General features: G+C 67.9%; 22 protein-coding genes. 10 read left to right on the forward strand and 12 right to left on the reverse strand.

The genetic code is table 11. The features are described from left to right. Window positions 1-11: 11 nt before the first annotated feature. From EYF70_RS18355 to EYF70_RS18390, 8 genes are all read right to left on the reverse strand, one after another. Complete coding sequence (locus EYF70_RS18355; RefSeq protein ID WP_131146696.1) at window positions 12-2,717, reverse strand: TonB-dependent receptor; 2,706 nt, start codon at window positions 2,715-2,717, stop codon at window positions 12-14. A gap of 273 nt (window positions 2,718-2,990) precedes the next feature. Further along, complete coding sequence (gene mnhG, locus EYF70_RS18360; RefSeq protein WP_131146697.1) at window positions 2,991-3,389, reverse strand: monovalent cation/H(+) antiporter subunit G; 399 nt, start codon at window positions 3,387-3,389, stop codon at window positions 2,991-2,993. After that, entirely contained in the window at window positions 3,386-3,664 is a 279-nt protein-coding gene (locus EYF70_RS18365) for a K+/H+ antiporter subunit F (protein ID WP_131146698.1), read from the reverse strand. Before EYF70_RS18365 ends, mnhG begins: the two co-directional genes overlap by 4 nt. Beyond that, window positions 3,648-4,166 (reverse strand): Na+/H+ antiporter subunit E, encoded by a 519-nt coding sequence (locus EYF70_RS18370; protein WP_131146699.1) that lies wholly within the window; start codon window positions 4,164-4,166, stop codon window positions 3,648-3,650. The genes EYF70_RS18365 and EYF70_RS18370 overlap by 17 nt, the downstream gene beginning before the upstream one ends. Then, window positions 4,163-5,824 carry a monovalent cation/H+ antiporter subunit D gene (locus EYF70_RS18375; protein WP_131146700.1) on the reverse strand — a complete coding sequence of 554 codons (1,662 nt, stop codon included), beginning with the start codon at window positions 5,822-5,824 and terminating at the stop codon, window positions 4,163-4,165. Before EYF70_RS18375 ends, EYF70_RS18370 begins: the two co-directional genes overlap by 4 nt. Continuing rightward, window positions 5,821-6,165, reverse strand: coding sequence for a Na+/H+ antiporter subunit C (locus EYF70_RS18380; protein ID WP_131146701.1), 345 nt, complete (start codon window positions 6,163-6,165; stop codon window positions 5,821-5,823). The genes EYF70_RS18375 and EYF70_RS18380 overlap by 4 nt, the downstream gene beginning before the upstream one ends. Continuing rightward, window positions 6,165-9,092 (reverse strand): monovalent cation/H+ antiporter subunit A, encoded by a 2,928-nt coding sequence (locus EYF70_RS18385; protein WP_131146702.1) that lies wholly within the window; start codon window positions 9,090-9,092, stop codon window positions 6,165-6,167. The genes EYF70_RS18380 and EYF70_RS18385 overlap by 1 nt, the downstream gene beginning before the upstream one ends. 45 nt (window positions 9,093-9,137) lie before the next feature. Continuing rightward, window positions 9,138-10,037 (reverse strand): universal stress protein, encoded by a 900-nt coding sequence (locus EYF70_RS18390; protein ID WP_131146703.1) that lies wholly within the window; start codon window positions 10,035-10,037, stop codon window positions 9,138-9,140. Between the two features lie 276 nt (window positions 10,038-10,313). Here EYF70_RS18390 and EYF70_RS18395 point away from each other — a divergent pair, with 276 nt between their 5' ends. The 3 genes from EYF70_RS18395 to EYF70_RS18405 all read left to right on the forward strand — a co-directional run bounded on the left by EYF70_RS18395 (window position 10,314) and on the right by EYF70_RS18405 (window position 11,817). Continuing rightward, on the forward strand, window positions 10,314-10,772 hold the full coding sequence (locus EYF70_RS18395) for a GNAT family N-acetyltransferase (RefSeq protein ID WP_165497728.1): 459 nt from the start codon (window positions 10,314-10,316) through the stop codon (window positions 10,770-10,772). Next, a complete protein-coding gene (locus EYF70_RS18400) occupies window positions 10,769-11,179 on the forward strand; it encodes a GFA family protein (protein WP_229420450.1) in 411 nt (136 codons plus the stop codon). Before EYF70_RS18395 ends, EYF70_RS18400 begins: the two co-directional genes overlap by 4 nt. A 158-nt stretch (window positions 11,180-11,337) precedes the next feature. Continuing rightward, window positions 11,338-11,817, forward strand: a complete 480-nt coding sequence (locus EYF70_RS18405; RefSeq protein WP_131146705.1) for a VOC family protein — start codon at window positions 11,338-11,340, stop codon at window positions 11,815-11,817. 22 nt (window positions 11,818-11,839) lie between these two features. Here the strand turns inward: EYF70_RS18405 and EYF70_RS18410 are convergent, their stop codons facing one another. Next, window positions 11,840-12,325, reverse strand: a complete 486-nt coding sequence (locus EYF70_RS18410; protein ID WP_131146706.1) for a hypothetical protein — start codon at window positions 12,323-12,325, stop codon at window positions 11,840-11,842. 357 nt (window positions 12,326-12,682) lie between these two features. On the opposite strand from EYF70_RS18410, the gene EYF70_RS18415 reads away from it, so the two are divergent. Beyond that, on the forward strand, window positions 12,683-13,159 hold the full coding sequence (locus EYF70_RS18415) for a YfbM family protein (RefSeq protein ID WP_131146707.1): 477 nt from the start codon (window positions 12,683-12,685) through the stop codon (window positions 13,157-13,159). Window positions 13,160-13,172: 13 nt separating this feature from the next. After that, window positions 13,173-13,583, forward strand: a complete 411-nt coding sequence (fos, locus tag EYF70_RS18420) for a fosfomycin resistance glutathione transferase (RefSeq protein ID WP_131146708.1) — start codon at window positions 13,173-13,175, stop codon at window positions 13,581-13,583. Between the two features lie 22 nt (window positions 13,584-13,605). Here the strand turns inward: fos and EYF70_RS18425 are convergent, their stop codons facing one another. Both EYF70_RS18425 and EYF70_RS18430 read right to left on the reverse strand, forming a co-directional pair. Then, window positions 13,606-15,825: an alpha-galactosidase gene (locus EYF70_RS18425; RefSeq protein ID WP_131146709.1), complete on the reverse strand. Its 2,220-nt coding sequence runs from the start codon at window positions 15,823-15,825 to the stop codon at window positions 13,606-13,608. 15 nt (window positions 15,826-15,840) lie between these two features. Then, window positions 15,841-16,770 (reverse strand): GntR family transcriptional regulator, encoded by a 930-nt coding sequence (locus EYF70_RS18430; RefSeq protein ID WP_131146710.1) that lies wholly within the window; start codon window positions 16,768-16,770, stop codon window positions 15,841-15,843. A gap of 121 nt (window positions 16,771-16,891) precedes the next feature. Here EYF70_RS18430 and EYF70_RS18435 point away from each other — a divergent pair, with 121 nt between their 5' ends. Genes EYF70_RS18435 through EYF70_RS18455 form a run of 5 tightly spaced genes read left to right on the forward strand, consistent with a single transcriptional unit; the run spans window position 16,892 to window position 23,389 of the window. Beyond that, on the forward strand, window positions 16,892-17,155 hold the full coding sequence (locus tag EYF70_RS18435) for a hypothetical protein (RefSeq protein WP_131146711.1): 264 nt from the start codon (window positions 16,892-16,894) through the stop codon (window positions 17,153-17,155). Beyond that, the gene (locus tag EYF70_RS18440) at window positions 17,146-18,540 is read left to right on the forward strand and encodes a glycoside hydrolase family 28 protein (RefSeq protein ID WP_131146712.1); all 1,395 of its coding nucleotides are present in this window, start codon (window positions 17,146-17,148) and stop codon (window positions 18,538-18,540) included. Before EYF70_RS18435 ends, EYF70_RS18440 begins: the two co-directional genes overlap by 10 nt. A 6-nt stretch (window positions 18,541-18,546) precedes the next feature. Beyond that, window positions 18,547-20,697, forward strand: a complete 2,151-nt coding sequence (locus tag EYF70_RS18445; RefSeq protein WP_131146713.1) for a glycoside hydrolase family 65 protein — start codon at window positions 18,547-18,549, stop codon at window positions 20,695-20,697. A 36-nt stretch (window positions 20,698-20,733) separates the two neighbouring features. After that, window positions 20,734-22,587 (forward strand): glycoside hydrolase family 28 protein, encoded by a 1,854-nt coding sequence (locus EYF70_RS18450; protein WP_131146714.1) that lies wholly within the window; start codon window positions 20,734-20,736, stop codon window positions 22,585-22,587. A gap of 1 nt (window position 22,588) precedes the next feature. Then, window positions 22,589-23,389 carry a rhamnogalacturonan acetylesterase gene (locus EYF70_RS18455; RefSeq protein ID WP_131146715.1) on the forward strand — a complete coding sequence of 267 codons (801 nt, stop codon included), beginning with the start codon at window positions 22,589-22,591 and terminating at the stop codon, window positions 23,387-23,389. 45 nt (window positions 23,390-23,434) lie between these two features. On the opposite strand, the gene EYF70_RS18460 is transcribed toward EYF70_RS18455, so the two are convergent. Beyond that, window positions 23,435-25,912, reverse strand: a complete 2,478-nt coding sequence (locus EYF70_RS18460) for an ATP-binding protein (RefSeq protein WP_131146716.1) — start codon at window positions 25,910-25,912, stop codon at window positions 23,435-23,437. Window positions 25,913-26,097: the final 185 nt, after the last annotated feature.

Below are 26,097 nucleotides of genomic sequence, written 5' to 3' on the forward strand. Positions count from 1 at the left end.
CCGTGGCCGGGCTACATCCGCCAGCGCAGCGACAGCCCGACCACGCGGTCATAGCGCCGCACGTCGCGCGGGTTGCTGGCAATGCCGTGGTAGTCGTTGTAGGTGCGGTCGGTGATGTTTTCCACGTCCAGCGTCACACCCATGTTGTCGTTGAAGCGGTACGACAGCGACGCGTCCGCCGTCTTGATCGGTTCCACGATCAGGTCGAAGCCCAGGGCACGGTAGTTGTAGGCGTCGACGAACTGGCTACGGTAGTTCCAGGCCAGCCGCGCCGACCACGGGCCACGCTCGTACAGGCCGACGAGGTTGTAGGCATTCTTCGACATGCCGACGAACGGATTGCGCACGCTGCCTTCCAGCAGGTGGCCCTTCATGTACGTGTAGTTCGCCTCCAGCCCGAAGCCGCCCAGCCAGCCCGGCAGGAAGTCGTAGAACTGCCGGTAGCCGATCTCGATACCCTTCAGCTGGCCCTCGTTGACGTTGCGCGGACGGTCCATGCGGTATTCACGGCCGCCGATGGTTTCCATGCCGAAGCGGCGCACGATGTAGTTCTCGAAATCGTGCTTGAACAGCGTGGTGGTGAGGCTGCCGGTCGGCGCGAAATACCATTCCAGCGCCACGTCGTAGTTCTTGCCGACCACCGGCTTCAGGTCCGGGTTGCCGCCATTGCCCTCGTAGATGCCCTGGCCGTTCGGCGCGGTGCCCAGCGTTTCGCCGGGATTGAAGTCGCCGAAGTTGGGGCGCTGGATCGCCTTGCCGGCATTGAAGCGGGCGATCAGGTCCGGCGTCAGCAGCGCCTTCAGGGTCAGGTTGGGCAGGATGTCGTTGTCGCTGGTATTGCGGTGCGCCGGTACCGGATTGTTCTGCACATTGGAGAAGCCGTTCACGTCCAGCTCGGTTTTTACATAGCGCACGCCGGCCGTGCCCTCCACAGGGATACCGCCTACCGCGAAGCCGAACTTGGTCTTGGCGTAGAAGGCCGTGGTGTCTTCCATATTGCTGTAGCGCGAGTACGGCCACGGTTCGGTCATGCCGTCGCGCAGATACATCTTGCGGACCGCGTCGATGTTGGCGTGCATGTAGTCGCCGCACAGGGTCAGCCACTGGTTCATGCCGTAGTCCTCGGACAGCTGCATCGACGGGCAGACCGCCCCGCCCGGCAGCGCCGATACCGCTGGCAGATTGGCGTGCGCCGGCACGAAGTTGTTGCTCTCGTGCTGGTACGACGCCTTGCGCGAGGCCACGCGCACCCCGGTGGAGAACTCGCGGAACAGGTGGTCCTCGCCATTGTCCCAGGTGGCGTCGGCACGCCAGTCGGTGGACTGGCCGCGCGAGCCGGACCAGTTGTCGGTGAACGCGCCCAGGCGGTAGCTGTTCGGGTTCATCATGTCGGTACCCGGATAATCGAACCACGCGCCGCCGTTGACGTAGGTGCGCGCCGTGATGGTCTGCGGGTCGGCCAGCAGTTCCATGATCGGCATTTCCTGCTTCCAGCGGCTGATGGTGCGCGCCAGTTCCGCGGTCACGCGCAGCTTCGGCGTCACATCCCAGCGTGCACCGATGGCGCCCTGGTGGCCTTCCGAATCGTCGCGCGGCGCCTGGCTGCCGCTGGCGGCGAAGAAGTGGTAGTTGCCGGCGGGCCTGGTGGCCGTCACGCTGTCGACCTGGCTGGTGCCGGGGAACAGCGTATAGGTGGGGTTGGTGTACTGCCCGGCACCCCACTCCACGCCGCCGCTCGGTGTCCATGGCTGGGCATTCCAGCCCAGGTGGCCGGTGAAGAACTGGCGCTCGGCATCGTGGTCGATGCGCGTGGACCAGCCTTCGGCGAACAGTTCCACCTCGCGCACGGGGCGCCATTGCACCGCCCAGTTGCCAGCGTAGCGCATCCGCTCGCCCTGGTAGTTCACGTGGCCCACGTCGAACGGGCCGGTGACGGTGCGGTTGCCGGCCACCGGGTGCTCGGGCGCCGAATTCCACGTTACTTCATCGTGGTAATTGCCCTTCTGGTACGACAGGCCGGCCAGCACGCCCACCTCGCCGAACGCGCCCTTCCAGCGGTTCGACAGCATGCCCGACACCTGCGGATCGTTGGTGTTGGACTTGTCGCGGTGCTCGATGCGGCCATTCAGGTTGGCCGTGAAGCCCTTGAAGTCGAACGGGCGCGAGGTGCGCACGTCGATCACGCCGGCCGTGCCGCCCTCCACCATCTCGGCGCCCTGGGTCTTGTACACGTCGATCCGCTGCAGCATCGTGGTGGGGATGTCGGACAGGTACAGGTTGCGCCCGCTTGAGGTGAACACCTCGCGGCCATTGAGCAGCGTCGCCAGGCCCGGCAGGCCGCGCACGATCACGCCATTGGCTTCGCCGAACTCGCGGCGGATCTGCACGCCGGTCACCCGGCCGAGGATCTCGGCCACGTTCTTGTCCGGGAACTTGCCGGCCTCCTCGGCCACGATCGAATCGACCACTTCATCGGAATTGCGCTTGATCGCCTGCGCGCTCTGCGCCGCCTTGCGCACGCCGGTGACGATGACGGCGTTGACGGGTTGCGCTTTCTGCGCTTCCGCCAGTTCCTTCTCGGCCGCGACCTGCGCATCCTGCGCCAGCGCCGGCGCGGCGGCCAGCAGTCCGGCGCCGGCCAGCGCTGCGGCGACAATGTTGAGGGCAAAGGGGTTCCTGCGGGCGTCGCTCGCGCGGCCCGGACACGGGTGGTTCATGGTGCTTGTCTCCTGATGTTTTACTTATCGTTATCGCCACGGCAACGCGTGGCCTGCGGCGATGTTAGAACGCCTCGCCGATGCGAATCCAATTGCTTTTTGTTCAAGTACGATACCGGTATTGGTATCTCAACAATGCAAGCGCCGTTGTTTTACAACCAGCGCGGCAGTGGTAAGCCCCTGTTTTCACGCATATTTCCTGAAACCGGGGTCTGACCCCGTTTTTTGGAAATATTTCCTGAAACCGGGGTCTGACCCCGGTTCCAGGCAACACTAGCGTGGTTCGGCAGGGCCTTCGGTGGCGTTGTCGGGAAGGGTGTACACCTGCCCCGCCGTGACGCCGGAGTCGGCCTTCCTGGCGCGCAGGTCGCGGTAGACGGCGGCGCGCATGATGGTCATGGAGACCACGGGCGCCGTCAGCAGGATGAACACGGCGATGATGAGTTCGTGGATCACCAGCCGCGATTGCGCCACCGTGAAGTACAGCATCGACGCCAGCAGCACGCAGCCGGCGCCCAGCGTGACGGTGATGGCGGGGCCGTGCATGCGCTGGTAGAAGGTGCGCAGGCGCAGCAGGCCGAGTGCCCCGACGAGGATGATGGTGGCACCCAGCACCAGCAGCAGCGCCACCGGCAGCGCCGCCCAGCCGGGCAGCTGTTCGATGCCGCTCATTCGATGATCTCCCCGCGCATCAGGAACTTGGCCATGGCGATGGTCGACACGAAGCCCACCAGCGCGACCAGGATCGCCACCTCGAAATACACCTGCGTGCCGAAGCGGATGCCCAGCACGATCGCCAGCAGCATGCCGCACATCCACAGCGTGTCGAGCGCCAGCACGCGGTCGTGCGCGGCGGGGCCGATCAGCAGCCGCAACGCGCACAAGGCCATCGCCATCAGCACGCACACCACGGCGTAGGCGATCGCCACTTCAAGCAGGGTTTCCATGGTCGTTCTCCGTTTCAAAAATCAGCATCAGCGGACGCTCGTAGCGGGTCCTGATCGTGTCGATCCACCACGCTTCGTCGTGCAGGTCGAACACGTGCAGCGCCAGTTCGTACCGTTCCGGCAGGATTTCCACCCACACGGTGCCCGGTGTCATGTTGATCAGGCAGGACAGCATCGCCAGTCCGTAGGGGTCGCGCATCGCCAGCGGCACGCGGATGAACTGCGAGTTCACGCGGGCGTAATCCTTGAACAGGATGACCCGGCAGACGCCGAAGCATGAGCGCACGATCTCCACCGTGGCCATCGCCATCAGCTTCAGGAACACGGCCGGCCTGCGCAGCCGCGGATAGCCGAGCGGCTGCAGGCGGCGCGTCAGCAGCGGCACGGCGATGCCGAGCGCCGCGCCGAACAGCACGTTCGCCGGGTCGAGCGCCTGGTTGAGCAGCAGCCACAGGGCGCACAGCGCCAGCGACGCGACGGGGTGCGGCAGCCAGCGCGTCATGGCGCCTCCCCTGCGGAAGCACTGCCAGGAACATTCGCGGGAAGAGGCGCCGGAACAGGGCGCGTGCCCAGCACGCGATCGATGTACAGCGCCGGGCGGTGGATGTCCTCGCTGGCGCGCGCCAGGTAATCGAACACGGGCCGTGCCTGCACCGTCAGCAGCACCGAGACGAGCAGCAGCGCCGCCACGGGCACCACTTCGGCCGCGTGCAGCGCCGGCGGTGCCACCGCCTCGGTGGCCCAGAAGGTGCGCACGCCGAACCGCATCAGCGAGACGATGGCGGCCAGGCCGGAAACGAACACCAGCGCCATCAGCGTCCAGCCGGCGGGGCCGATCGCCGGCGCGTCCGGGCCCGGGTTGACCAGCGCGTGGAACATGCCGAACTTGGCGACGAAGCCGGACAGCGGTGGCAGGCCCGCGATGGTCAGCGCGCACGCCGCGAACGCCAGCGACAGGAAGGCCATCGCCGCCGGCACGCCCCTGCCCTTCGGCTCGGCGGGCGTGTCTTCGACGGCGAAGGCTTCCGCTGTCAGCGCCAGCATCGCCGCGCCCGGCGTGCGGATCCGGTCGACCAGCTCGATCAGCAGCACGAACGCGGCGATCGCGATGGTGGAAGCGATGAAGTAGTACAGCGCGGCGGTGACCAGCGATGGCTGCCCGTAGCCGATCACGGCCAACAGCGTGCCGGACGACACGATGGCCGCGTAGCCCGCCAGGCGGCCGGCCGTGTCCGTGGCCAGCATGCCCGCCGCGCCGAACACGATCGTCGCCATGCCGCCCCACGCCAGCGCCTCGTAGCCATAGCGTGCCGCCGCGCCGGCGCCATCGCCGAACAGGAGCAGCCAGAGACGCAGGATCACGTAGGCCCCCACCTTCGTCATCAGCACCAGCATCACGGCCACCGGCGGCGAGGCGGCCGCATACGTGGTGGGCAGCCAGAAGCCCAGTGGCCACATGGCCGCCTTGACGAGGAAGGCCAGCGCCAGCACCGCGACGCCGGTTTGCAGCAGGACGAGAGTGGAGGACTGCCCGCCGGCGGCCAGCGCGGCGATGCGTTGCGCCATGTCGGCCATGTTCAGCGTGCCGGTGGTTGCATAGAGCAGCGCGGTGCCGACCAGGAAGAACAGCGCGGCCACCAGGTTGACGGCGATGTACTGCAGGCTGGCACGCAGGCGTTCCACGTTATACCCGTGCAGCACCAGCCCGTACGACGCGGCCAGCATCACCTCGAAGAACACGAACAGGTTGAACAGGTCGTGCGTCAGGAAAGCGCCGTTGATGCCCATCAGCAGGAACTGGAACAGCGTATGGAAATGCACGCCGATGCGGCTCCAGCGCGGCTGCGCGTAATGCAGCGCGGCCAGCGCCAGCACGGCCGTCAGCACCAGCATGCCGGCCGACAGCCGGTCCGCCACCAGGGCGATGCCGAACGGCGCGGCCCAGTTGGCGGCCAGGTAGACGCCGATGCCACCGGGCCAGCCACCGTCGGCCAGCGCGGCCAGCGCCAGCGCATTGGCCAGCAGCGCCAGGGCGCTGGCGTAGGCGGCGGCGAACTTCAGGCGGTGCCAGCCCTGCGTGAGCGGCGCCAGCGCCGCGCCGCACAGCAGCGGCAGCACGATCGGCACCACGACGAGGTGCTGGGTCCAGGCCAGGCTCATTCTTCGGGCTCCTCGCCATCGACATGGTCGGTGCCGGCCAGGCCGCGCGCGCCGATCATCACCACCAGGTACAGTGCCGTGGTGGCGAAGCCGATCACGATCGCCGTCAGCACCAGCGCCTGCGGCACCGGATCGGCCAGCGCCGCGGGATCCGCCATCGTGCCCGCCGGTGTCAGCGGCGGCCGGTCGACGGCCAGGCGCCCCATCGCGAAGATGAACAGGTTGACGGCATACGACATCAGCATCAGCCCGGTCAACACCTGGAAGGTGCGCGGGCGCAGCACCAGCCAGATGCCGGCGCCGAAGACGATGCCGATGCCGAGGGCGAGTACGGCTTCCATTACTGGATCTCCTTCGGTGGCGGGATGGCGCTGACGGCGGCGGCAAGGTCGGCGCCGCGCACCGCCCCGGGTTGCGGGCGGCGGGCACGCAGCGACTGGTGGGCCAGCGCCACCAGGATCAGCATCGTGGTGCCGACCACCACCAGGAACACGCCCAGGTCGAACAGGAAGGCCGACGGCACGTGCAGTTCGCCCAGCACCGGCAGCGTGACATGCGCGGTATGGCTGGTCAGGAACGGGTAGCCGAACAGCCAGGCGCCCAGGCCGGTGCCGCAGGCGCATGCCAGGCCCCAGCCGATCCAGCGGTGCGGCCGCAGCCGCAGGCGCGATTCCACCCAGTCGGTGCCGGCCACCATGTATTGCACGATCAGCGTGGCGGCGAAGATCAGGCCGGCCACGAAGCCGCCGCCCGGCAGGTTATGGCCGCGCATGAAGAAGTACACGGCGATCACGCCCATCACGGGCAGCAGGAAGCGCAGGTACACCGCCTGCACCATCAGGTAGCCGTCGCGCGCCTGCTGCGCCGGTTTCTGGCCGATCGCCGGGTCGACGTCGCTGGCCTGCTGCATCGGGATGGCGATGCTTTCCGGTGCCGGGCGGAAGCGGCGCAGCAGCGCGTAGACCGTCAGCGCCACCGCCGACAGCACGGTGATCTCGCCCATCGTGTCGAAGCCGCGGAAGTCGACCAGCAGCACGTTGACGACGTTGGCGCCGCCGCCCTCGGGCAGCGCGCGCAGCACGAAGAAATCGCGGATGCTGGGCACGCCCGGCCGGGTCAGCACCGCATAGCTGGCCGCGGCCAGCGCCAGCCCGCCCGACACGGCGATGGCCGCATCGCGCGCACGCCGCAACTGCGTCTTCGCCGGAGCCCGCCCGGCCAGGTGCGCGGGCTGGCGGCGCGGTGGCAGCCAGCGTAGGCCGAGCAGCACCAGCACCGTGGTCACCGTCTCCACCATCAGCTGGGTCAGCGCCAGGTCGGGCGCCGACAGCCACAGGAAGGTCACGCAGGTCACCAGCCCGGTGCCGCCGGCCAGCGCCAGCGCGGCCAGCCGGTGGTACTTGGCTTGCCAGGCGGCGGCCAGCGCGCAGCCGGCACCGATCAGCCACAGTAGCGCCAGCAGCGGGTCGGCCATGCCGGGCGCTGGCAGCGGCAAGGCCGCCATGGGCCAGGCCAGCAGCAGCGGCACGGCCACGAAGGCGGCCAGCAGCACGCGCAACTGGGGCTGCAGGCGGCGCGTGCCGGCCACGGCCACCAGCCGCGCGGCGCCCTGCGACAGCCCGAACATCACGTTTTCATAGAATTGCGCGCCCTTCAGGCGGTGCAGCACGGGCACGCGGTCGCGCTCGGCCAGGCCGAAACGCTTGCGCAGCAGCAGGTACACCGCCACGCCGCCGGTCAGCGCCACAAAGCTCATCAGGAGCGGCAGGTTGACGCCGTGCCAGATGGCGAGATCGTAGTCGGGTACCGTGGGGCCCAGCACGGAGCGCGCCGCCACCCCCAGCACGTCGCCGACCACCCGCTCCGGCATCACGCCCACGGCGATACACAGCAGCACCAGCAATTCGATCGGTGCGCGCATCCAGCGCGCCGGCTCGTGCGGCTCGGAGGGCAAGCCCTTCGCCAGCGGCCCGAAGAACACGCTGATGAAGCGCAGCGAATACACCACGCTGAACAAGCCCATCAGCACGGCCGCAACCGACATCCACCAGTTGTCGCTGCCGCCCACGATCATCGTCTCGGCAAAGAACATTTCCTTGGACAGGAAACCGTTCATCAGCGGCACCCCGGCCATGGCGGCGCTGGCCACCACCGCCAGCGCCGCCGTATGCGGCATCGCCCGCCGCAGGCCGCGCAGCACGCGCATGTCGCGCGAGCCGGTTTCATGGTCGACGATGCCCACCGCCATGAACAGCGAGGCCTTGAACACGGCGTGGTTCATCGTGTGGAAGATGGCCGCCACGACCGACAGCGGCGTGCCGATGCTGAGCAGCACCGTGATCAGGCCCAGGTGGCTGATCGTCGAATACGCCAGCAGGCCCTTCATGTCCCACTGGAAGATGGCGAACCAGGAACCCAGCAGCAGCGTGCACACGCCGGCCGTGCCGAGCAGCCAGGTCCACTCTTCCGTGCCGGCCAGCGCGGGCCACAGCCGGATCAGCAGGAAGATTCCCGCCTTGACCATCGTGGCCGAATGCAGGTAGCTCGAGACGGGCGTGGGCGCGGCCATCGCGTGCGGCAGCCAGAAGTGGAACGGGAATTGCGCGCTCTTCGTCAGCGCGCCGAGCGCCACCAGCACCAGGGCGGGTACGTACCAGGCGTGCGCGCGGATCGCGTTGCCGGCGGCCAGCACCTTCTCCAGCTCGTAGCTGCCGGCGATGTGCCCGAGCAGCAGCACGCCCGCCAGCAGGCACAGGCCGCCGGCGGTGGTGACGGTGAACGCCATGCGCGCGCCGCGCCTTGCATCGTTGCGCTCCTGCCAGTAGCCGATCAGCAGGAACGAGGTAGCGCTCGTCAATTCCCAGAACACCACCAGCTGGATCAGGTTGCCGGACAGGACCACGCCCAGCATGGCCCCCATGAACGCCATCACGCAGGCATAGAAGCGGTGGGCCGGATCGCGCCGCGACAGGTAGTAGCGCGCATACAGCAGCACCAGCAGGCCGATGCCCAGCACCAGCATCGTGAAGACCCACGCCAGGCCATCCATGCGCAGGATGATCTCGAGTCCGAACGCGGGCAGCCAGGCAAAGCGGATCGTAGGCACGGCCCCGCCGGCGATGAGGCCGAACTGGCTGGCCGCCAGCACCAGCGCGACCAGGCTGGCGATGCCCGCCACGGCGGCGGGACGGACGCGCGAGCCGCCCGGCATGCAGGCGGTCATCAGGGCCGCGGCGAACGGCAGAAGGAACAGCAGCAGCAGGAGCATCGTCAGGCTCCGGCGACGCGGTCGTTACCGGAGAGGGCTGTCCGCTCAGCCATCGTCACCGCCATCTTCGCGGCCATCCAGCGCGCGCACCAGCAGCACATCGCACGGCAACTGCTGCATCAGGTCTTCGCTCTTGCTGCCGATGAACACCCGCGCCACGGCCGACTGCCGGTGCACGCCCAGCACCACCAGCCCGATCCCCTCTTCGACGACATGGCGCGTGAGGGCTTCCGTGACCAGCCCGTGGCCCGCCGCGATGCGAATGCGCGCGCGCTCGGCCAGGGCCAGCGGGCAGCGTTCGAGGAAGCGCTCGCTTTTTTCCTGCACTTCCCGCATGGCGTCGGCAGGCATGACCGGAGCCGCGTCCGCCCCCTCTTCCAGCACGTGCAGCAGCGTGACCGGACGGCCGGGGAACAGGCGGATGGCGGTATCGAGCGCCCGGCGCGACGCGGCTGAAAAATCGTTCGCGACCAGGATGCGGCCATAGCTGCCGCGGGCGCGCTGCCGCACCACGAGCAGCGGATGGGCCAGTTCCTGCGCCAGGCGCGCCGCGGTCGAGCCCAGGATGATCTCCTGCACGGGCGCATGCGTCGAGGCGCCGATCACGACCAGCGCATCGGTGAACGTGGCCGCGGCGTCGAGGATGGCATCGGTCACGTCGCCATCGAGCACCTGCAGGGCCGGCACCAGGCCCGTGCCGGCGAATTCCTCGGCCAGTTCGGCGCGCGCGGCCGGCGCGAAGGCATGGCCGGTATTGCCGCCGTCCAGCCAGGCCGAGACTTCCTCGGGCGTGCTGGGGCCTTCCTGCACGACCAGCACGGTGAGATCGGCGCGCCATTCGAGGGCCAGCTGTTTCGCGCGGTCCAGCGGGCGGTCGCAGCGGGCGGTCATGTCGGTGGCCAGCAGCAGGCGCCGCGGCGGTGGATTGTCGGTTGGATCGTTCACATCACTCCTTGTCGCTCAACAGGTAACAAGTGTCGACACTGTAACGTTTCCTGGCGATCGATGACCACGCGTTAGGCCGGCGGAGCCGATCCAGTACGACGGCGGATGGCCGCGGGGTCGTGCCGGCGGGCGCGCGCCGCTGGCGCCTGTTGTGACAAAGCACGCATTTTTTGCGGGTGGCGGTTTGCTATGCTTCCCGGCTGTTGCATCAGCAAAATGACAAGCGCCGGCAAATCCGCCTTCCGCAAGGGCGGACCGCACATCGAGGGGACCATCATGACAGTACGACGCTATGCCAGCGGCGACTTTCCGGCAATCTGCCGCATCTACGAGGACGCCAGGCGCGCCGAACTGCAATTCGAGGCGGGCAGTGTCGAGATCACGCCACTGGACCGGGACCCGGCCCTCCTCGCGGCTTTCCACGAATCGACCGTGTCCGTGTTCGAGGCCGGCGAGGTGGTCGGCTTCGCCGCTGTCCACGGCGCGCAGTTGCGGGCGCTGTTCGTCCTGGGCGATGCGCGCGGAACGGGCGTCGGTACCAGCCTGTTGCGCAGTGTCCTCGACAGTACGCCAGGGCTCGTCCTGAACGTGGCGAAATCCAATGCCGGCGCGCGGCGGTTCTATGCAAGGCATGGCTTCGTCGCCGTCGGCAGCGTGACGCGGCAGTATGGCGGCGCCGCCATCGACTATGTAACGATGGCAACCGGTAACGGCCTGCCCGGAGCCCGGCAATGACAAGCTCGATGAAGACCTACCACGGCAGCTGCCATTGCGGCGCGGTGCGCTTCGAAGCCGACATCGACCTGGCCCGGGGCACGCTGCGCTGCAACTGTTCGATCTGCCTGAAGGCGCGCTTCTGGCCGGCCATCGTGCAGCCGGATGCTTTCAGGCTCCTGGCCGGCGCGGCCGAGCTCACGGAATACCGGTTCCTGACGAAGCGGGACCAGCACCTGTTCTGCCGCCATTGCGGCGTGCGGCCGTTCGTCATCGGCCGTTCGCCCAGGTGGGGCGAATTCTACGGCGTGAATGTGACATGCCTGGACGACGCCACCGCCGAGGAACTGGCCAACGCGCCCATCACCTACCTCGACGGCAAGAACGATGACTGGGAAACGCCGCCGGTGGAGATTGGACACCTGTGACCGGCATGCTTGTACTTGGCCGCTTGTATGGCCCGCTTGTATCTGGCCGGCTTGTATTTGGCACTCGTATTCGGCCTCCAATAAATCGCGCCAGCGGGCTGGACCGGGCAGCCGCCGTGGACTAAGCTGTCCGCTCACCTATCCATTGGAGGAACGCCATGGTTGCGAAGAACACCATCTGTCTCTGGTTCGATGGCACGGCACTGGACGCCGCACTGTTTTACGCGGAGACCTTCCCCGACAGCGCCATGGGCGCCGTCCACCGGGCGCCCGGCGACTACCCCGCGGGCCAGGAAGGCGACGTGCTGACCGTTGAGTTCACCGTGGCCGGCATCCCCTGCATCGGCCTCAATGGCGGGCCGGAATTCAGGCACAGCGAAGCGTTCTCTTTCCAGATCGCCACCGACGACCAGGAGGAAACCGACCGCCTGTGGAACGCGATCGTCGGCAACGGCGGCCAGGAAAGCCAGTGCGGCTGGTGCAAGGACCGGTGGGGCCTGTCGTGGCAGATCACGCCGCGCGCGCTGGTCGCGGCGTTCACCGATCCCGACCGGGCCGCGGCCAAGCGCGCCTTCGAAGCGATGATGGGCATGCGCAAGATCGACATCGCCACGATCGAGGCGGCGCGGCGCGGTTGACGCCCGCGCCCGCCGGCGGCGGTCAGCGATCGGGGGTGGCGGCCGGTACCGGGCGCCGCCTGATGAGCGCACTGCCATCCATCGGCCAGCTTTTTGCTTCCCGCCTGGCTTTCTTCAGCCATGCGAACGTTGCATCGATCATGGCCACCTGGATTTCCGCCTCCCGGACAGCCGCTTCGTCGCCGCGCTTGCGGATGTACGCGACCAGGCCCTGGACCACCGCATCGGCCTGCAGCTTCAGGATATCGATATCGGTGGCGCTTTTCACGAAGCCGAAGCAGCACGGCCCGTCCATGAATTCGGGATCGTTGAAATAGCACTGATAGGCCGCCTCGACCAGCAACGCGTCCATATCCGCGGGGCCACGCCCCTGGCCGACGTCGACGCCGGCCAGCTGGCCGAGGGCGGCGATGCCCGCGCACATCTGCTGTTCGGCGTCGCCCCACCCCCGGAGCCTGGTACGGTTTGCAGCGGGCAGTTCATTCGGCACTTCGTTCTTGTCGTTCACGGTTGGTTCTCCTCATGGCAAGGGTTACTCGGCAGTGAGTGAGACAACGACCAGTTCGATTGGTTCCTGCCCCGTCCAGGCTGGCGTCGCCATCCGCCTTGCGGTGCTTCGGCAAGTCAGGAGTGCTTCTGCAAGCCTGCTTCTGCAAGCCTTCGGCGGCGCCGTCATCCGCGATCACGGTCCCAGTCCTTCATCCTTCTCTCGTTCGGTTAGTTGCATTTGCCGAGACATGCCGTGACAATGCGTGCATTTCTGCCGCGTGCATTTTGCTATGCTCGCCACTCGTTCGCTCTGGCCGGCAATTACAATGCCCGCGCCAGGGTCGCGGCCCCTTTCACCTTACCCAACGGAGTTCTCATGTCGATGATCGGCCACTTTCTCGCCGTGCCACAAACCGAACTGGAGGCGCTGCGCGCCGATCCGGAGCAGATCGACGAGGTCCTGTTCACCCAGCATGAAGACGACGCGCTGGACATCGAAAAAGCCTGGCACGGCATCCATTTCCTGCTGACGGGCCAGGTCGGCCCCGCCGCCGGCCCCCTGGGCAACGTTGTGTTCGGGCAGGCCCCCATCAGCGAGGAAGATCTGGGCTATGGCCCGGCGATGGGCACCGACGCGGCGGACGTGGCGGCGATCGCGGCGGCGCTCGACGGGGTGACGGACGATGAACTGCGCGCCCGCTTCGACCCCGCCGCGATGGACGAGGTGTACCCCAACATCTGGGATGAAGGCGAGGAAGCGATGGACTACCTCGCCACGCACCTGCAAAGCCTGCGCGCGTTCTACCGGGATGCGGCGGCCCGGGGCCACGCCGTCATCACCTGGCTGGGCTGAACGGCGGGACGGCATGATTTCCGCGCTCAACCACATCACGCTGTCCGTCTCCGACCTGGAGACGTCGTTCGCTTTCTATGCCGAGACGCTGGGCTTCCGGCCGCGGGCGAAATGGGCGCGGGGCGCCTACCTGTCCGCCGGCGAACTGTGGCTGTGCCTCACGCTCGACAGGCAATGCCGGAGCGGGCCGCTGGCCGAATACACCCATATCGCCTTCACCGTGGACGAGGCGCGGTTCGCGGCCCATGCCGCCGCGCTGGAAGCTCGCGGCGTCACGCCATGGCAGCAGAACAGCAGCGAAGGCGATTCGCTGTATTTCCTCGACCCGGACGGGCACAAGCTGGAGATCCACGCCGGCAGCCTGGCATCGCGCCTGGCATCGCTGCGCGTGGCGCCCTATGACGGGTTGACGCTGTTCGACTGAACGCGCCAGCCCGACCGGCGCGCTAGGCTTCCAGCACGAACGCCGCGGCCTGGAAGTCCCCCGCCATGTCCACCGCCAGCCCGTGCCCCATCCAATAGGCGCCGCTGGCCCGCTTCGGCGTCTGCGCCACGGCCTTGCCTGCAATCGCGCGCAGCGCATAGGTCTTGTTCGGATCGAGACCGCGCAATTGAATGCGCGGCGGTGCCTCGCGCAAGCCGCTCGAATGCAGGAACGCGAAGAGCACGGCCTGGCCGCCGTCCTGCGCCACCGACAGCGTGGCCGAGCGGCGCGAGCCGCCTTGTGGCGACACCAGCCGGTACAGCTTGCCCTGCTGGACGGCCTTGCGGATGGTCTTGTATTCGGCGACGAGCTGCCGGGCCTTGGCGAAGTCCTCGTCCTTCCAGTGATTCAGGTTGGCGCCGATGCCCAGGCCGCCCTGCATGGCGGACAGGAAGCGGTATTCCAGCGACGTCACGCGCCGGTTGACGAAGTTCGGCGCATCGGTCACCCAGGCCATCATGATGGCCGGCGTGTAGGCGCGCGTAAAACCGTCCTGTATCAGCAGGCGGTCGAACGGATCGGTGTTATCGGACGTCCACACCTGCTCGGTCAGCGCCATGATGCCCAGGTCGACACGGCCGCCGCCGCTGGCGCAGGATTCGATTTCCACCTTCGGGTGGCGCCGGCGCAGCTCGCCCAGAAGCTTGTACAAATTGTCGACATAGGCCACGTACAGCCGCTGCTGCTCGGCCGGCGCCACTTCCGGCCAGCCCGGTTCCGACCATGCGCGGTTGTGGTCCCACTTCAGGAAGGCGATGTCGTGCTCCTTCAGCAGGCGGTCCAGCATGGCCAGGAGGTGCTCGTACACGTCCTTGCGCGCCAGGTTCAGCACCAGCTGGGTGCGCGCTTCGGAGCGCGGCCGGCCGGGGAAGTGGATCACCCAGTCCGGGTGGGCGCGATACAGGTCGCTGTCGGGGTTGACCATCTCCGGCTCCACCCAGAGGCCGAACTCCATGCCGAGATCCCGCACGCGCCGGATCAGCGGCTGCAGGCCGTTCGGGAACTTCTTGCGGTTGACGACCCAGTCGCCCAGGCCGGCCTTGTCGCTGCTGCGCGAGCCGAACCAGCCGTCGTCCATCACGAAGCGTTCCACGCCGATGCTGGCCGCCTTCTCCGCCAGCGCGGTCTGCCCCGCCTCGTCGACGGCGAACAGCGTGGCTTCCCAGGAGTTGTAGAGAACCGGCCGCAGGCGCGGGGTCGGGGCGCCCGGCAGGATCTTCTCCCGCTGGTAGCGGTGGAACACGCGCGATGCGCCGCCGAAGCCTTCGCTGGAATAACCGGCGTGGAACACGGGCGATGCCAGCTTCTCGCCCGGCTTCAGGCGATAGGCGAAATCGAACGGGTTGTAGCCGGCCGTCGTGCGCAGGCCGCCCAGCGCATCCATGTCGACATGGATGCGCCACGAGCCGCTCCAGCCCAGCGCGCCGAACCATACCGGGCCGGCCTCCTCTTCCGTCGCGCCGCGGCTGATGGCGATCCACGGGTTGGCCTGGTGCGACGTCACGCCCTTGCGGGTTTCGATCACGATCGAGCCGGGCACGATCGGGCGCGTCTGCAACGCGAACTCGCCCGCCCAGCGGCCGGTGAGGTAGGAGACCCGGTAATCGTCGCTGTACGGCAGGTTGATGGCGGCCGCCGCCAGCTGGTCGACCTGGATCCAGCTGGCGGTGCGGTTCTCCACCACGGCCGAGCGGGCCAGGATGCCGGTGGCGGCATCCATCGCATAGGTCAGCGTGACGTGCACCGCGCGGCTCACGTCCTTCAGCCGGATGACGATGCGGTCGCCGTCGACACGGTGGTCGACATGGCGCAGCACGAGATCGCGCACGCCGTCGGGAAACGTCACCTTCAGGGCCGGCTCCACGGTCAGCCCGCCGCCGAAGCCCGGATATTCGAACGGCGTGAGGTTGACCGGCATTTCGTTGGACGAGTTTTCCGGCACCGGCACGGGCGCCGGCAGCTTGTCCTCGGGTGCCAGCGCGCTGCCCCAGTACAGCGCCTGCAACTGGCCATCCTGGTTGACACCGAACGCGTACGTCACACCGGCGCCATCGAGCCGGAACACCTTGCCGGCTTCATCGACCGAAGGCCGGGCCCATGCCGGGCCGCCGAGGGCGATGCCGGCGAGGCCGCCGAGAAGTTGCGTGCACAGGGTACGGCGGCGCTGGTCGATGTCGCTCATGGGTGGCTTGTCTCGCTATCGTTGGTTTGGGGGTGTTGGCTGGGCCTTTTGTTCCCTGGCCCGGATGCCCTGCAGCAGGGTGCTGCGGGACGAATTCAGGTGAATGCGCATGGCCTCGCGCGCGCCGGAGAAATCGCGCCGCGCCAGCGCCTGCAGGATGTCCAGGTGCTCGTGCGCCGCGTACTGGTTGCGGGCCAGTTCCTCGTCCTTGTCCCACTGGTAGTGATAGTGGAACACCAGCGATACCACGTCGTACAGGCTCTTCGCGAAGCGGTTGTGCAGCAGGCCGATGAGGAAGGTGTGGAAGTCGCGGTCGAGGGCGGGAAAATCCTTGTGCCGGGCCGGCATCACGGAGCCCAGCTGCTCGTGGCGGGCGATCAGGTCGGCCAGGTGCGCGAAGGCGGGATCGTCCGGCGGCAGCAGCGCGAACTGGTCGATGGCGGCGAACTCGAACATCTGCCGCACGTCGGCCAGCTCCATCGCGAACGAGCGGTCGAACGCGCACAGGCGCCAGCCGCCGCGCGGCTTCTTCTCGATCAGGCCCGAGCGGGAAAACTCGATGAGGAACTCGCGCACGCTGATCGTGCCGGTGCCGGATGCGCGGGCCAGTTCGGCCTCGGAGAATTCCGCGCCGGGCGGCATGTCGCGCTGGTAGATGCGCTCCATCAGCACTTCGCGGATGCGGTCCGAGCCGGGCTGCAATTCGGCGATATCGAAATAATCCTTGCGGCGCGGCTTGCGCAGCAGGCGGCGTTCCTTCAGGTCGCCGATCAGGCCCTGGGCATGCAGGTGCGCCAGCACGCTGCGCACCGCGGTGCGGCTGCCCTCGACCAGTTCGGCCATGTGCTGCTCGGTCGGCAGCGGTTCGCCGATCGCCACGTGATCGGCGATATGCTGGAGCAGCACGTTGGTGCTGCGCTTGAAGACGAGTGGTGGTCTGGCCATGTGGTCTCGAAGAGGTATTCAATAAATTATAGCCCGGGATGTGCGGCGGAGGCGGAAACCCGGCCGGTCGCCTGGATGGTTACCGGATCGGTCACCGCGTGGTTACCGGGTTGGTTACCGCGTGGTTACCGGGTTCGTTACCCGACTGGTGACCGGTGATCGCCGGCTGGCCGGCGAACTGGTCACCTTCTTGAGCAAGTGCGCCGGCGGCGTGCAGCACGCCGAAACATCGCTACACTGTGTCCGTTATTTATTAAGTACTGCCAAGCTCATGTACTTCATCATGTACTTCATCATGTACTTCATCATGTACTTCAATGTATCAGGTACTGCCATTCATCAAGTACTGCCGAACCAAGCCGACAAGGACCGCCAATGCGACTGACCATCCTCGCCACCTCCCTGCTGTTCGCCGCCGCCGGCGCCTGCGCGGCCGATTTCAACGTGCGCGACTACGGCGGCAACGGCGATGGCGTGACGATGAACACCGCCGCCATCCAGAAGACCATCGACGCCGCCGCGAAGGAGGCCGGCACGGTGGTCTTCCCGGCCGGGACGTATCTTACCGGCGCCGTCTTCGTCAAGTCCGGCGTCACGCTGAAACTCGACAAGGGCGTGACCCTGCTCGGATCGCGCAACATCGCCGACTATCCGCTGATGCCGACCCGCATCGCCGGCATCGAGATGACGTGGCCCGCGGCGCTCGTGAACATCTACCGGCAGGACAACGCGGCCATCGTCGGCGAAGGCACCATCGATGGCGACGGCAAGCCGTTCTGGGACTACTACTGGGCGCTGCGCAAGGAGTACCAGCCGCGCGGCCTGCGCTGGGCATCCGACTACGACGCCCGCCGCCCCCGCCTGGTGCAGGTGTTCGACGCATCGAACGTGAAAGTGGGCGGCGGCTTGCTGATGCGCCGGGCCGGGTTCTGGACCGTGCACGTGTGCTATTCGTCCGACGTGACGGTCGATGGCGTCACCATCCGCAACAACGACGATGGCAAGGGGCCGTCCACGGACGGCATCGACATCGATTCGTCGCGCAAGGTGCTGGTGGCGAACGCAGACATCTCCGTCAACGACGATGCCGTGGTGCTGAAGGCGGGCCGCGACGCCGATGGCCTGCGCGTGAACCGCCCGACCGAGGACGTGGTGATCCGCGACGTGATCGTGCGCGCCTCGAAGGGCGGCATCACCTTCGGCAGCGAAACCTCGGGAGGCTTTCGCAATATCGAAGCCTACAACATGACATTCGACGAGAACACGCCGGTCGGCATCCTGTTCAAGTCCGCCCACACGCGCGGCGGCTTCGGCGAGAACCTGCGCCTGCACGACATCACGATGAAGGGCACGCCGATCGTCATGCGCATCAACATGAACTGGAATCCGAACTACAGCTACGCCGCCATTCCGCCCGGCGAGAAGGACGTGCCGCCGCACTGGAAGGTGATGGCGACACCGGTGCCGAAGGAAAAGGGCATCGCGCGCTTCAGCGACGTGAAGATCTGGAACATCAAAGCCACCGGTGCGAAGAGCGCGTTCGAGGTGGCCGGCATCGCCGAGGCGCCGCTGCAGCGCTTCGCGTTCGACGGCATCGACATCGAAGCGAAGAGCGGCGGCTACATCCGGCAGGCGCGGGACTGGCGCTTCACCAACACGAAGCTGACCCTGCCGGCCGGAGCGCCGGTGGAAGTGGGCAAGGACAGCCGCGTGGACGGCCTGCCGGCCGGCACCTTCGTGGTCCGCGATCCGGTGAAAAAGGAAGGTTGAACAGCGATGACGAAACGCCCTATCTTCGCCTGCCTGCCCTTTGCCGCCTGCGTGCCCCTGGTCTCCTGCCTGCCCTTCATCGCCATGGCCGCGCCGGCGGCACCGATCGACCGCCAGGCCGTCGTCGCGCGGCACAACCCGCAGCTTGCGGCGATCGACTTCATGTCCCCGCTCAGCGTGGGCAACGGCCGCTTCGCCTTCACGGCCGACGTGACCGGCCTGCAGACCCTGCCGGACCACTACCACCGCGAAGGCACGCCGACCGAGACGGGAGCGCGCTGGTCGTGGCACGAACACGCCAACCCGAACGGCTACAAGCTGTCGGACGTGAATCGCGAGTACACGGCCTGGGGCCGCACCGTGGGCTACCCGATGAACACGAAGATCCCGGCCGGCCAGTGGCTGCGGGAAAACCCGCACATCCACCCGCTGCCGCAGATCGGCTTCGTGATGACCGGTGCCGGTGCGCGCGCTCTGGTCCCTGCCGACATCACCTCCGTCGACCAGCGGCTGGACATGTGGAAGGGGCAGCTGGACAGCCGCGTGCGCATGCTGGGCCAGCCGGTCAGCGTCGGCAGCACCGTCAGCCCCGACAGCGACACGCTGGCGCTGCGCATCCGTTCGCCGCTGCTGGCCAGCGGCCGCGTGGCCGTGCGCATCGCCCTGCCCTACGGCTACCAGCCGGGCGCCCACCACAACCCGCCGCTCGACTGGTCGCAGCCGGACGGGCACCAGAGCAAGGTGCTGGAACAGTCCGGCCGCAAGCTGGTGGTCGAGCACACCCGCGACACCGCCCGCTACGCGATGACGGTGGCCAGCGGCGCGCCCCTGAAGATCACCAAGGCCGGCGCCCACGTGTTCGAGATTGCTCCGCAATCCGGCGAGACGCTGGAGCTGACGGTCTCGTTCGCGAAGGATGGCATCGCCCCGGCGCAGGACGTGGCCAGCGTGTTCGCCGCCAGCGGCGCGCATTGGGACAAATTCTGGCGCAGCGGCGCCGCCATCGATTTCGCGGGCAGCAAGGATCCCCGCGCGGCCGAGCTGGAACGCCGGGTGGTGCTGTCGCAATACCTGGCCGCGATCCAGCTGGGCGACGAGATGCCGGCCTCGGAGAGCGGGCTGACGACATCGACCTGGTATGGCAAGCACCACACGGAAATGGTGTGGTGGCATACCGCCCACTTCGCGCTGTGGGGCCGCCCTGAATTCACGGCGCGCACGCTGACCTGGTTCCAGCGCACCTTGCCGGTGGCCCGCGCGGTGGCGGCGGAGCGGGGACTGAAAGGCGCGCGCTGGATGAAGATGACGGGGCCGGGCGGGCGCGAAAGCCCGGGCGGCAACCCACTGATCATCTGGAACCAGCCGCACCCGATCCACCTGGCCGAACTGCTGTACCGCGCCGCCCCCACGAGGGAAACGCTGGAACGCTACCGCGAACTGGTGTTCGACACGGCCGACTGCATGGCGTCGATGCTGCACTGGGACGACAAGGGCCAGCGCTACGTACTCGGCCCGCCATTGTGGATCGCCCAGGAAATCTACGACCAGGCCACCAGCATGAACCCGACCTATGAACTGAGCTACTGGGCGCGCGGCCTGGAAATCGCCCAGCAGTGGCGCGAACGCCTCGGCATGCCGCGCGACGCCGGCTGGGAGCAGCGCAGGACGAAACTGTCGAAACTGCCGCAGAAGGATGGCAAGTACGTGGCGATCGAATCGAACCCGGACACCTGGGACAACGTCGACAGCCGCCACGATCACCCGTCGTTCCTGATGGCGCTGGGCCAGCTGCCGGGCGATGGCGTGAACCGCAAGGTCATGCGCAACACGCTCGACGCGGTACTGGCCAGCTGGGACTGGCAAACCAAGATCTGGGGCTGGGATTACCCGATGATCGCGATGACGGCGGCGCGCCTGGATGCGCCCGAGCTGGCGGTTGGCGTGCTACTGAAATCGGATGGCCCGAACAATGGCTACACGCGGGCCGGCCACAACCCGAACAAGCGGCTGCCGGTCTACCTGCCCGGCAACGGCTCGCTGCTGGCCGCCGTGGCGCTGATGGCGGGCGGCTGGGATGGCGCCACGCGGCCCACGCCGGGATTCCCGGCCGACGGCAGCTGGGTCGTCAAAGCCGAAGGGTTCATGCCGCTGCCATGAACGGGCACCGGCCAATGCTTCAATGAGATGAATGAGATGACCGATTTGACCGATTCGACCGATTCGACCGATGTGACCAATGTGACCAGCACGCGGCGCCGCCGCTTCTTGCGCGGCACCTCCGCCGCCGGCGCCCTGCTTGCCACCGGCGCCGCGCCCCTGGCGAAGATTGCCACCGCGGCCACCGCGGCCACCGCGGCCGATCCATGGCAGCGTGCCCAGGAGATCGTCGACCGCTGCCGGCGCCCCCTCGCCTTCCGCAACGAGGATTTCCCCATCACCGCGTTCGGCGCGAAAAGCTGCGCCACGGTGCCGGCGAAATCCGTGTGGCGCACCGAGATCCTGGACGTGGCGACCCCGGCGCCCGGTTCGCCCGACTGCTATCCGGCCATCGCCGCCGCCATTGCCGCCGCGAGCCGCGCGGGTGGCGGCCGCGTGCTGGTCCCGGCCGGCAACTGGTACTGCAAGGGCCCGATCGTGCTGAAGTCGAACGTGCACGTGCACCTGGCCGCCAGCGCGCAGGTGTATTTCAGTGCCGACCCGGCCGATTACGCGAAATACGGCGACATCGACTGCGGCAAGGCCGGCAAGCTGGTGCTGTCGCGCTGGCAGGGCAACGACGTGCTGAATTATTCGCCGCTGGTGTACGCGTACAACCAGTCCAATATCGCGCTGACCGGCGAAGACGCTACCAGCGTGCTCAATGGCCAGGCCGGCGTGCACGTGGATGCGGGCGCCGGCCCGTGGTGGGACTGGATCGACCGCAAGGAAGGCAAGGTCAATGCCGGCAGCGTCAATCCGCGCAACCTGCCGCTGGAACAGGTGGTGCCGGACTTGCCGGCCGCGCAGCGCGCGCTGATCCAGGGCACGCACCCACGCTGGAATGGCGATACGCGCTACCTGCCGGCGCTGTCCGAGGCGGGCGTGCCGGTGGCCAGGCGCATCTTCGGCATCGGCCACTTCCTGCGCCCCTGCATGATCGAACTGATCGGCTGCACCGACGTGCTGCTGGAACGCTACCACGTGGTGGCGTCGCCGTTCTGGCTGCACCACCCGGTGAACTGCCGCAATGTGCGCTTCGCCAGCGTGAACATGGAAAGCACGGGGCCGAACAACGACGGCTTCGATCCCGAATCCTGCGATACCGTGCTGGTCGAGCACTGCACGTTCAACACGGGCGACGACTGCATCGCCATCAAGTCCGGCAAGAACCGCGACACGCAGCTGGGCCCCACGCGCAACGTGGTGATCCAGGATTGCGTGATGAACAGCGGCCATGGCGGCGTGACGCTGGGCAGCGAGATGGCCGCCGGCATCGAGCACGTGTACGCGCAGCGCATCGAGTTCCGCAACGCCTACTGGGCCACCGACCCGCTGCGCAGCGCCATCCGCCTGAAGACCAACATGAACCGCGGCGGCTTCCTGCGCCACCTGTACGTGCACGACGTGACCGTGCCGAACGGCGTCGACGCGCGCGCCCGCAAGAGCGCGCCGCCCGATGCCGCCAACGCCTTCCGGGGCCTGGCCACCGGCAGCGGCGCCATCGTGACCATCGACTGCAACTATGCCGCCGGCGACGACGCCGTGCGTACCCGGCCGCCACAGGTGTCGGACATCCACATCTCGAACCTGCGCGCCGGGAACGCCAGGATGGCCGACGGCGCGTACTCGTGCTGGCAGGCGGTGCTGATCCTCGGGCCGGTCGCCGCCAGCTATAACGGGCCGGCCGGCACGGCGATCCTGCCGGTGTCGAACGTGACGATCACCGATTGCGACTTCGGCACGCCGCGCAACGGCAAGGAGCCGGTCTTCCTGCACAACGCGAAAGACGTGGTGCTGGCGAACGTGAAGATCGGCGGCCAGGTCGTCAACCGGAAACTGGCGGGCTGACATGCGGCGCCGCCTGTCCCTGCTGGCCGCATGCGCCGCCGGTGCCGCCCTCGGCACCGTGGTGCACACCGTCCACGCCGCTCCCCTGCCGCCGATCCGCGTGATCCTGGTGGGCGACTCCACCGTGGCACCCGGCAACGGCTATGGCGACGCGCTGTGCGCCCGCTTCGTGCCCGAGGTAGCCTGCGTGAACCTGGGCGCGAACGGCCGCAGCTCGAAGAGCTTCCGGACCGAGGGCCGCTGGGACAAGGTGCAGGAATTGCTGCGCGAAACGGGCCGCTTCCATGCTCAATATGTGCTGGTGCAGTTCGGCCACAACGACCAGCCGGGCAAGCGGCATGCGACGGACCTGGTAACCGAGTTCCCCGCCAACATGGCACGCTATGCGCGCGACGTGCGGGCGCTGGGCGGCGTGCCTGTCCTCGTCACGCCGCTGACCCGCCGCACGTTCAAGGGACCGTACCTGCGCGATACGCTGGCGCCGTGGGGCGCGGCCACCCGCCGGGCCGCCGCGGCGGAGAACGTGGCCGTGCTCGACCTGAATGCCCGCAGCGCCGCGGCCGTGCAGGCGATGGGCCAGGCCGAAGCGGACACGCTGGCCGAGGAACCGGCGCCACCGCCCGCGCCGGACGGCAAGCAGGGCAAGAGCAAGTTCGACTGGACGCACCTGGGGCCGAAGGGCGCCGCCCTGTTCGGCGCGATGGTTGCCGGGGAACTGGCGCAGGCGGTGCCCGCCATCGCGCCTTATCTGGCATCACAACCGGATATAGCCCCGGCGCCACAGCCGAAGCAACGGCAGTAGCCACAGCTCTCGCCATCGCCATGACCCTCGCCATCGCCGGGCCGGTCAGCCGCCGGGCTGCCCGACATTCGCCAGGATCGCGAACAGGTCGTCGATATCGACCGGCTTGACGAGGTGATGGTCGAAGCCGGCGGCGGCCGTCTGGATGCGGTCGCTCTGCAACCCGTAGCCGGTGATGGCGACCAGCACGGCGTGGGCCGTCTCGGGCTGGGCCCGCAGCCGCCGGGCCAGTTCGTTGCCATCCATGCCCGGCAGGCCGATATCGAGCAGAAACACGTCGCAGCCGCTCGCCGCGCTCAGCGCCAGCGCCTCGCTGGCATCGTATTCGACGATGACTTCGTGCCGGGCCGATTCGAGCAGCATGGCCAGGACGGATGCCGCATCGGCATTGTCGTCGACCACCATGATGCGCAGCGCAGGGCCGCCGCTGCGTGGCCGCGGCGCCTCCTGGGGCGGTGCCGCGGCCTGTTCTTCCTGCGCGGCCAGCCGCGGCAGGCACACGGTAAACCTGCTGCCCTGCCCCAGGCCCGGGCTGCTGCAGGTGACCGTGCCGCGATGCAGGTGCACCAGGCTCTTCACCAGCGCGAGCCCCAGCCCGAGACCGCCCAGCGAGCGGTCGGACGAGCGCTCGGCCTGCGAGAACAGGTCGAACGCGCGGGCCGCCAGCGAAGGCGCCATGCCGATGCCGGTGTCGGTGATGTGGAACAGCACGTGATCGGGCCGCACCTCGGTGCGCAGGCCGATATGCCCGCCCTCCGGGGTGTACTTGGCGGCATTGTTGAGCAGGTTCGCGAAGACCTGCACGAGCCGGTTCCGGTCGCCCGAAACCAGCGGGATGTCCGGCGTCAGCTCCAGTCCCAGGTGATGGCGGCGCGTGCGGATCAGCGGCGTGACCTGTTCGATCGCGTCGGTGACGATGCGGTGGATGTCGATCGGCTGCATGTCCAGTTCGACCAGGCCGCGCGTGACGCGCGACACGTCGAGCAGGTCGTCCACCAGGCTGGTCATGTGCCGCACCTGCCGGCCGATCACCTGGCTGGTCTGCCGCATCCGCGCCTCGTCGACCTTGCCCAGTTGCAGGAGCTCGGCCGCGGCGCTGATGGGCGCCAGCGGATTGCGCAGTTCATGGGCCAGCATGGCCAGGAACTCGTCCTTGCGGCGGTCCGTTTCGCGCAGCTTCTCGTCCGACTTCCTGCGCGCGGTGACGTCGCGGAAAAACACTGCCAGGCCGCCGTCCAGGGCGGGATAGGCGCGCACTTCCATCCAGATCTCGCCCTGCGGCGTGGCGCACGGCACCTCGATCACGCCGGACCGGCAATCGTCCATCACCTGCCGGTACAGCGCCTCCAGCGGCGTTCCCAGCAGGCCGGGCCACACTTCCCAGTGGCTGCGGCCGATGACGTCGGCCGCCGTCTTGTGCGTCAGGCGCAAACCTTCGCCGTTCATGCGCACGATGCGCCACGCCGTATCGAGCATGGCGAAGCCTTCGGCCATGTTGTCGAAGATGTACTCGCTCTGGTCGCGCTCGCGGCGCAGTTCGGCCTGCGCGCCGACGTTCTCCACCGCGGACCAGGTGCGCTCCAGCATGTCCTCGGCCATGCCGATCTGCGCCTTCGTCCAGACATGCGGCGCCGAGTCGTGGGCACTGAGGATCACGCGCAGCCGGCCATTCTTCAGCAGCGGGATCGCCAGCACGGCGCGCACGCCGAGGGCGGCGTAGGCGTGCGCGAACGGCGCGCTGCGCTCGTCGGCGACGACATCGCTGATGATCAGGTGCCTGCCTGCCCGCGCGCCCTGCGCCGCGAAGGCGCCGTAGTCGTCCAGGCGCACCGTGACGCCGGCCATCGACGGCAGGTGGCCGTTGCTCCAGTCCCGCCCGATGCTGCCCGCCTCGCCCGCGTCGTCGACGGTCAGGTACACCACGCGATCGACGCCCATGTATTCACCCAGCAGCGCGCTGGCACCGGCGACGACGTCGCCCGGATCCGTCAGCTCCCGGATCAGGTCGCCCAGCCGGAGCTGGAATTCGCGGCGGCGGTTCGACACCATGGCGGCCGTGCTGTCGACCGCGGGATTGAGGATGCCGGCGACCTCGCCCCGCGCGCCGAACACCGGATACAGCGCATAGCTGAAGTACGCCGTCTCGGGCACGCCGTTGCGCACCACGGTGAAGCGGATATCGGTCAGATTGCAGGCCTTGCCGGCCAGCGCCTCGGCCAGGATGGGGGCGAAGCCCTCGCGCAGTTCTTCCCAGCTGCCCCAGAACGGCGTGGCCAGCGCGGCAGGATGCTTGTCGCCGAGCACGTGGAGATAGGCGTCGTTGTAGAAGTACAGGCAGTCCGGTCCCCAGTAGAAGGCTGTCGGCGCGGCGGCGTCCAGCACCATCTCGATGGTGCTGCGGATTTCCCTCGGCCACGCCTCGGGTTGCCCGTAGGGAAAGTTGCTCCAGTCACGGGCACGCAGCAGTGCGCGGACCACGCCCTCGCCGGCAAACGACGGGCGGAATGCAGGGGGATTTTCCATGTGCGCATTCTGACATGGTTGCAGCCTGAAATCTGTCTCTTCCACGCTGGCCGTGCGCCGGAAAAACAGGCTGGCTGAACCGCCGATATTTCCGCTCAGAGTAAACGTCGGCCTGCGGCAGTAATTGATCCGGGCGCCTTTCCACGTTACCTTGGCTGCACGATATTAAAAGAGCAAAATAAAAG

The sequence above is a fragment of the Pseudoduganella albidiflava genome (genome assembly GCF_004322755.1).
Taxonomy (GTDB): domain Bacteria; phylum Pseudomonadota; class Gammaproteobacteria; order Burkholderiales; family Burkholderiaceae_D; genus Rugamonas; species Rugamonas albidiflava.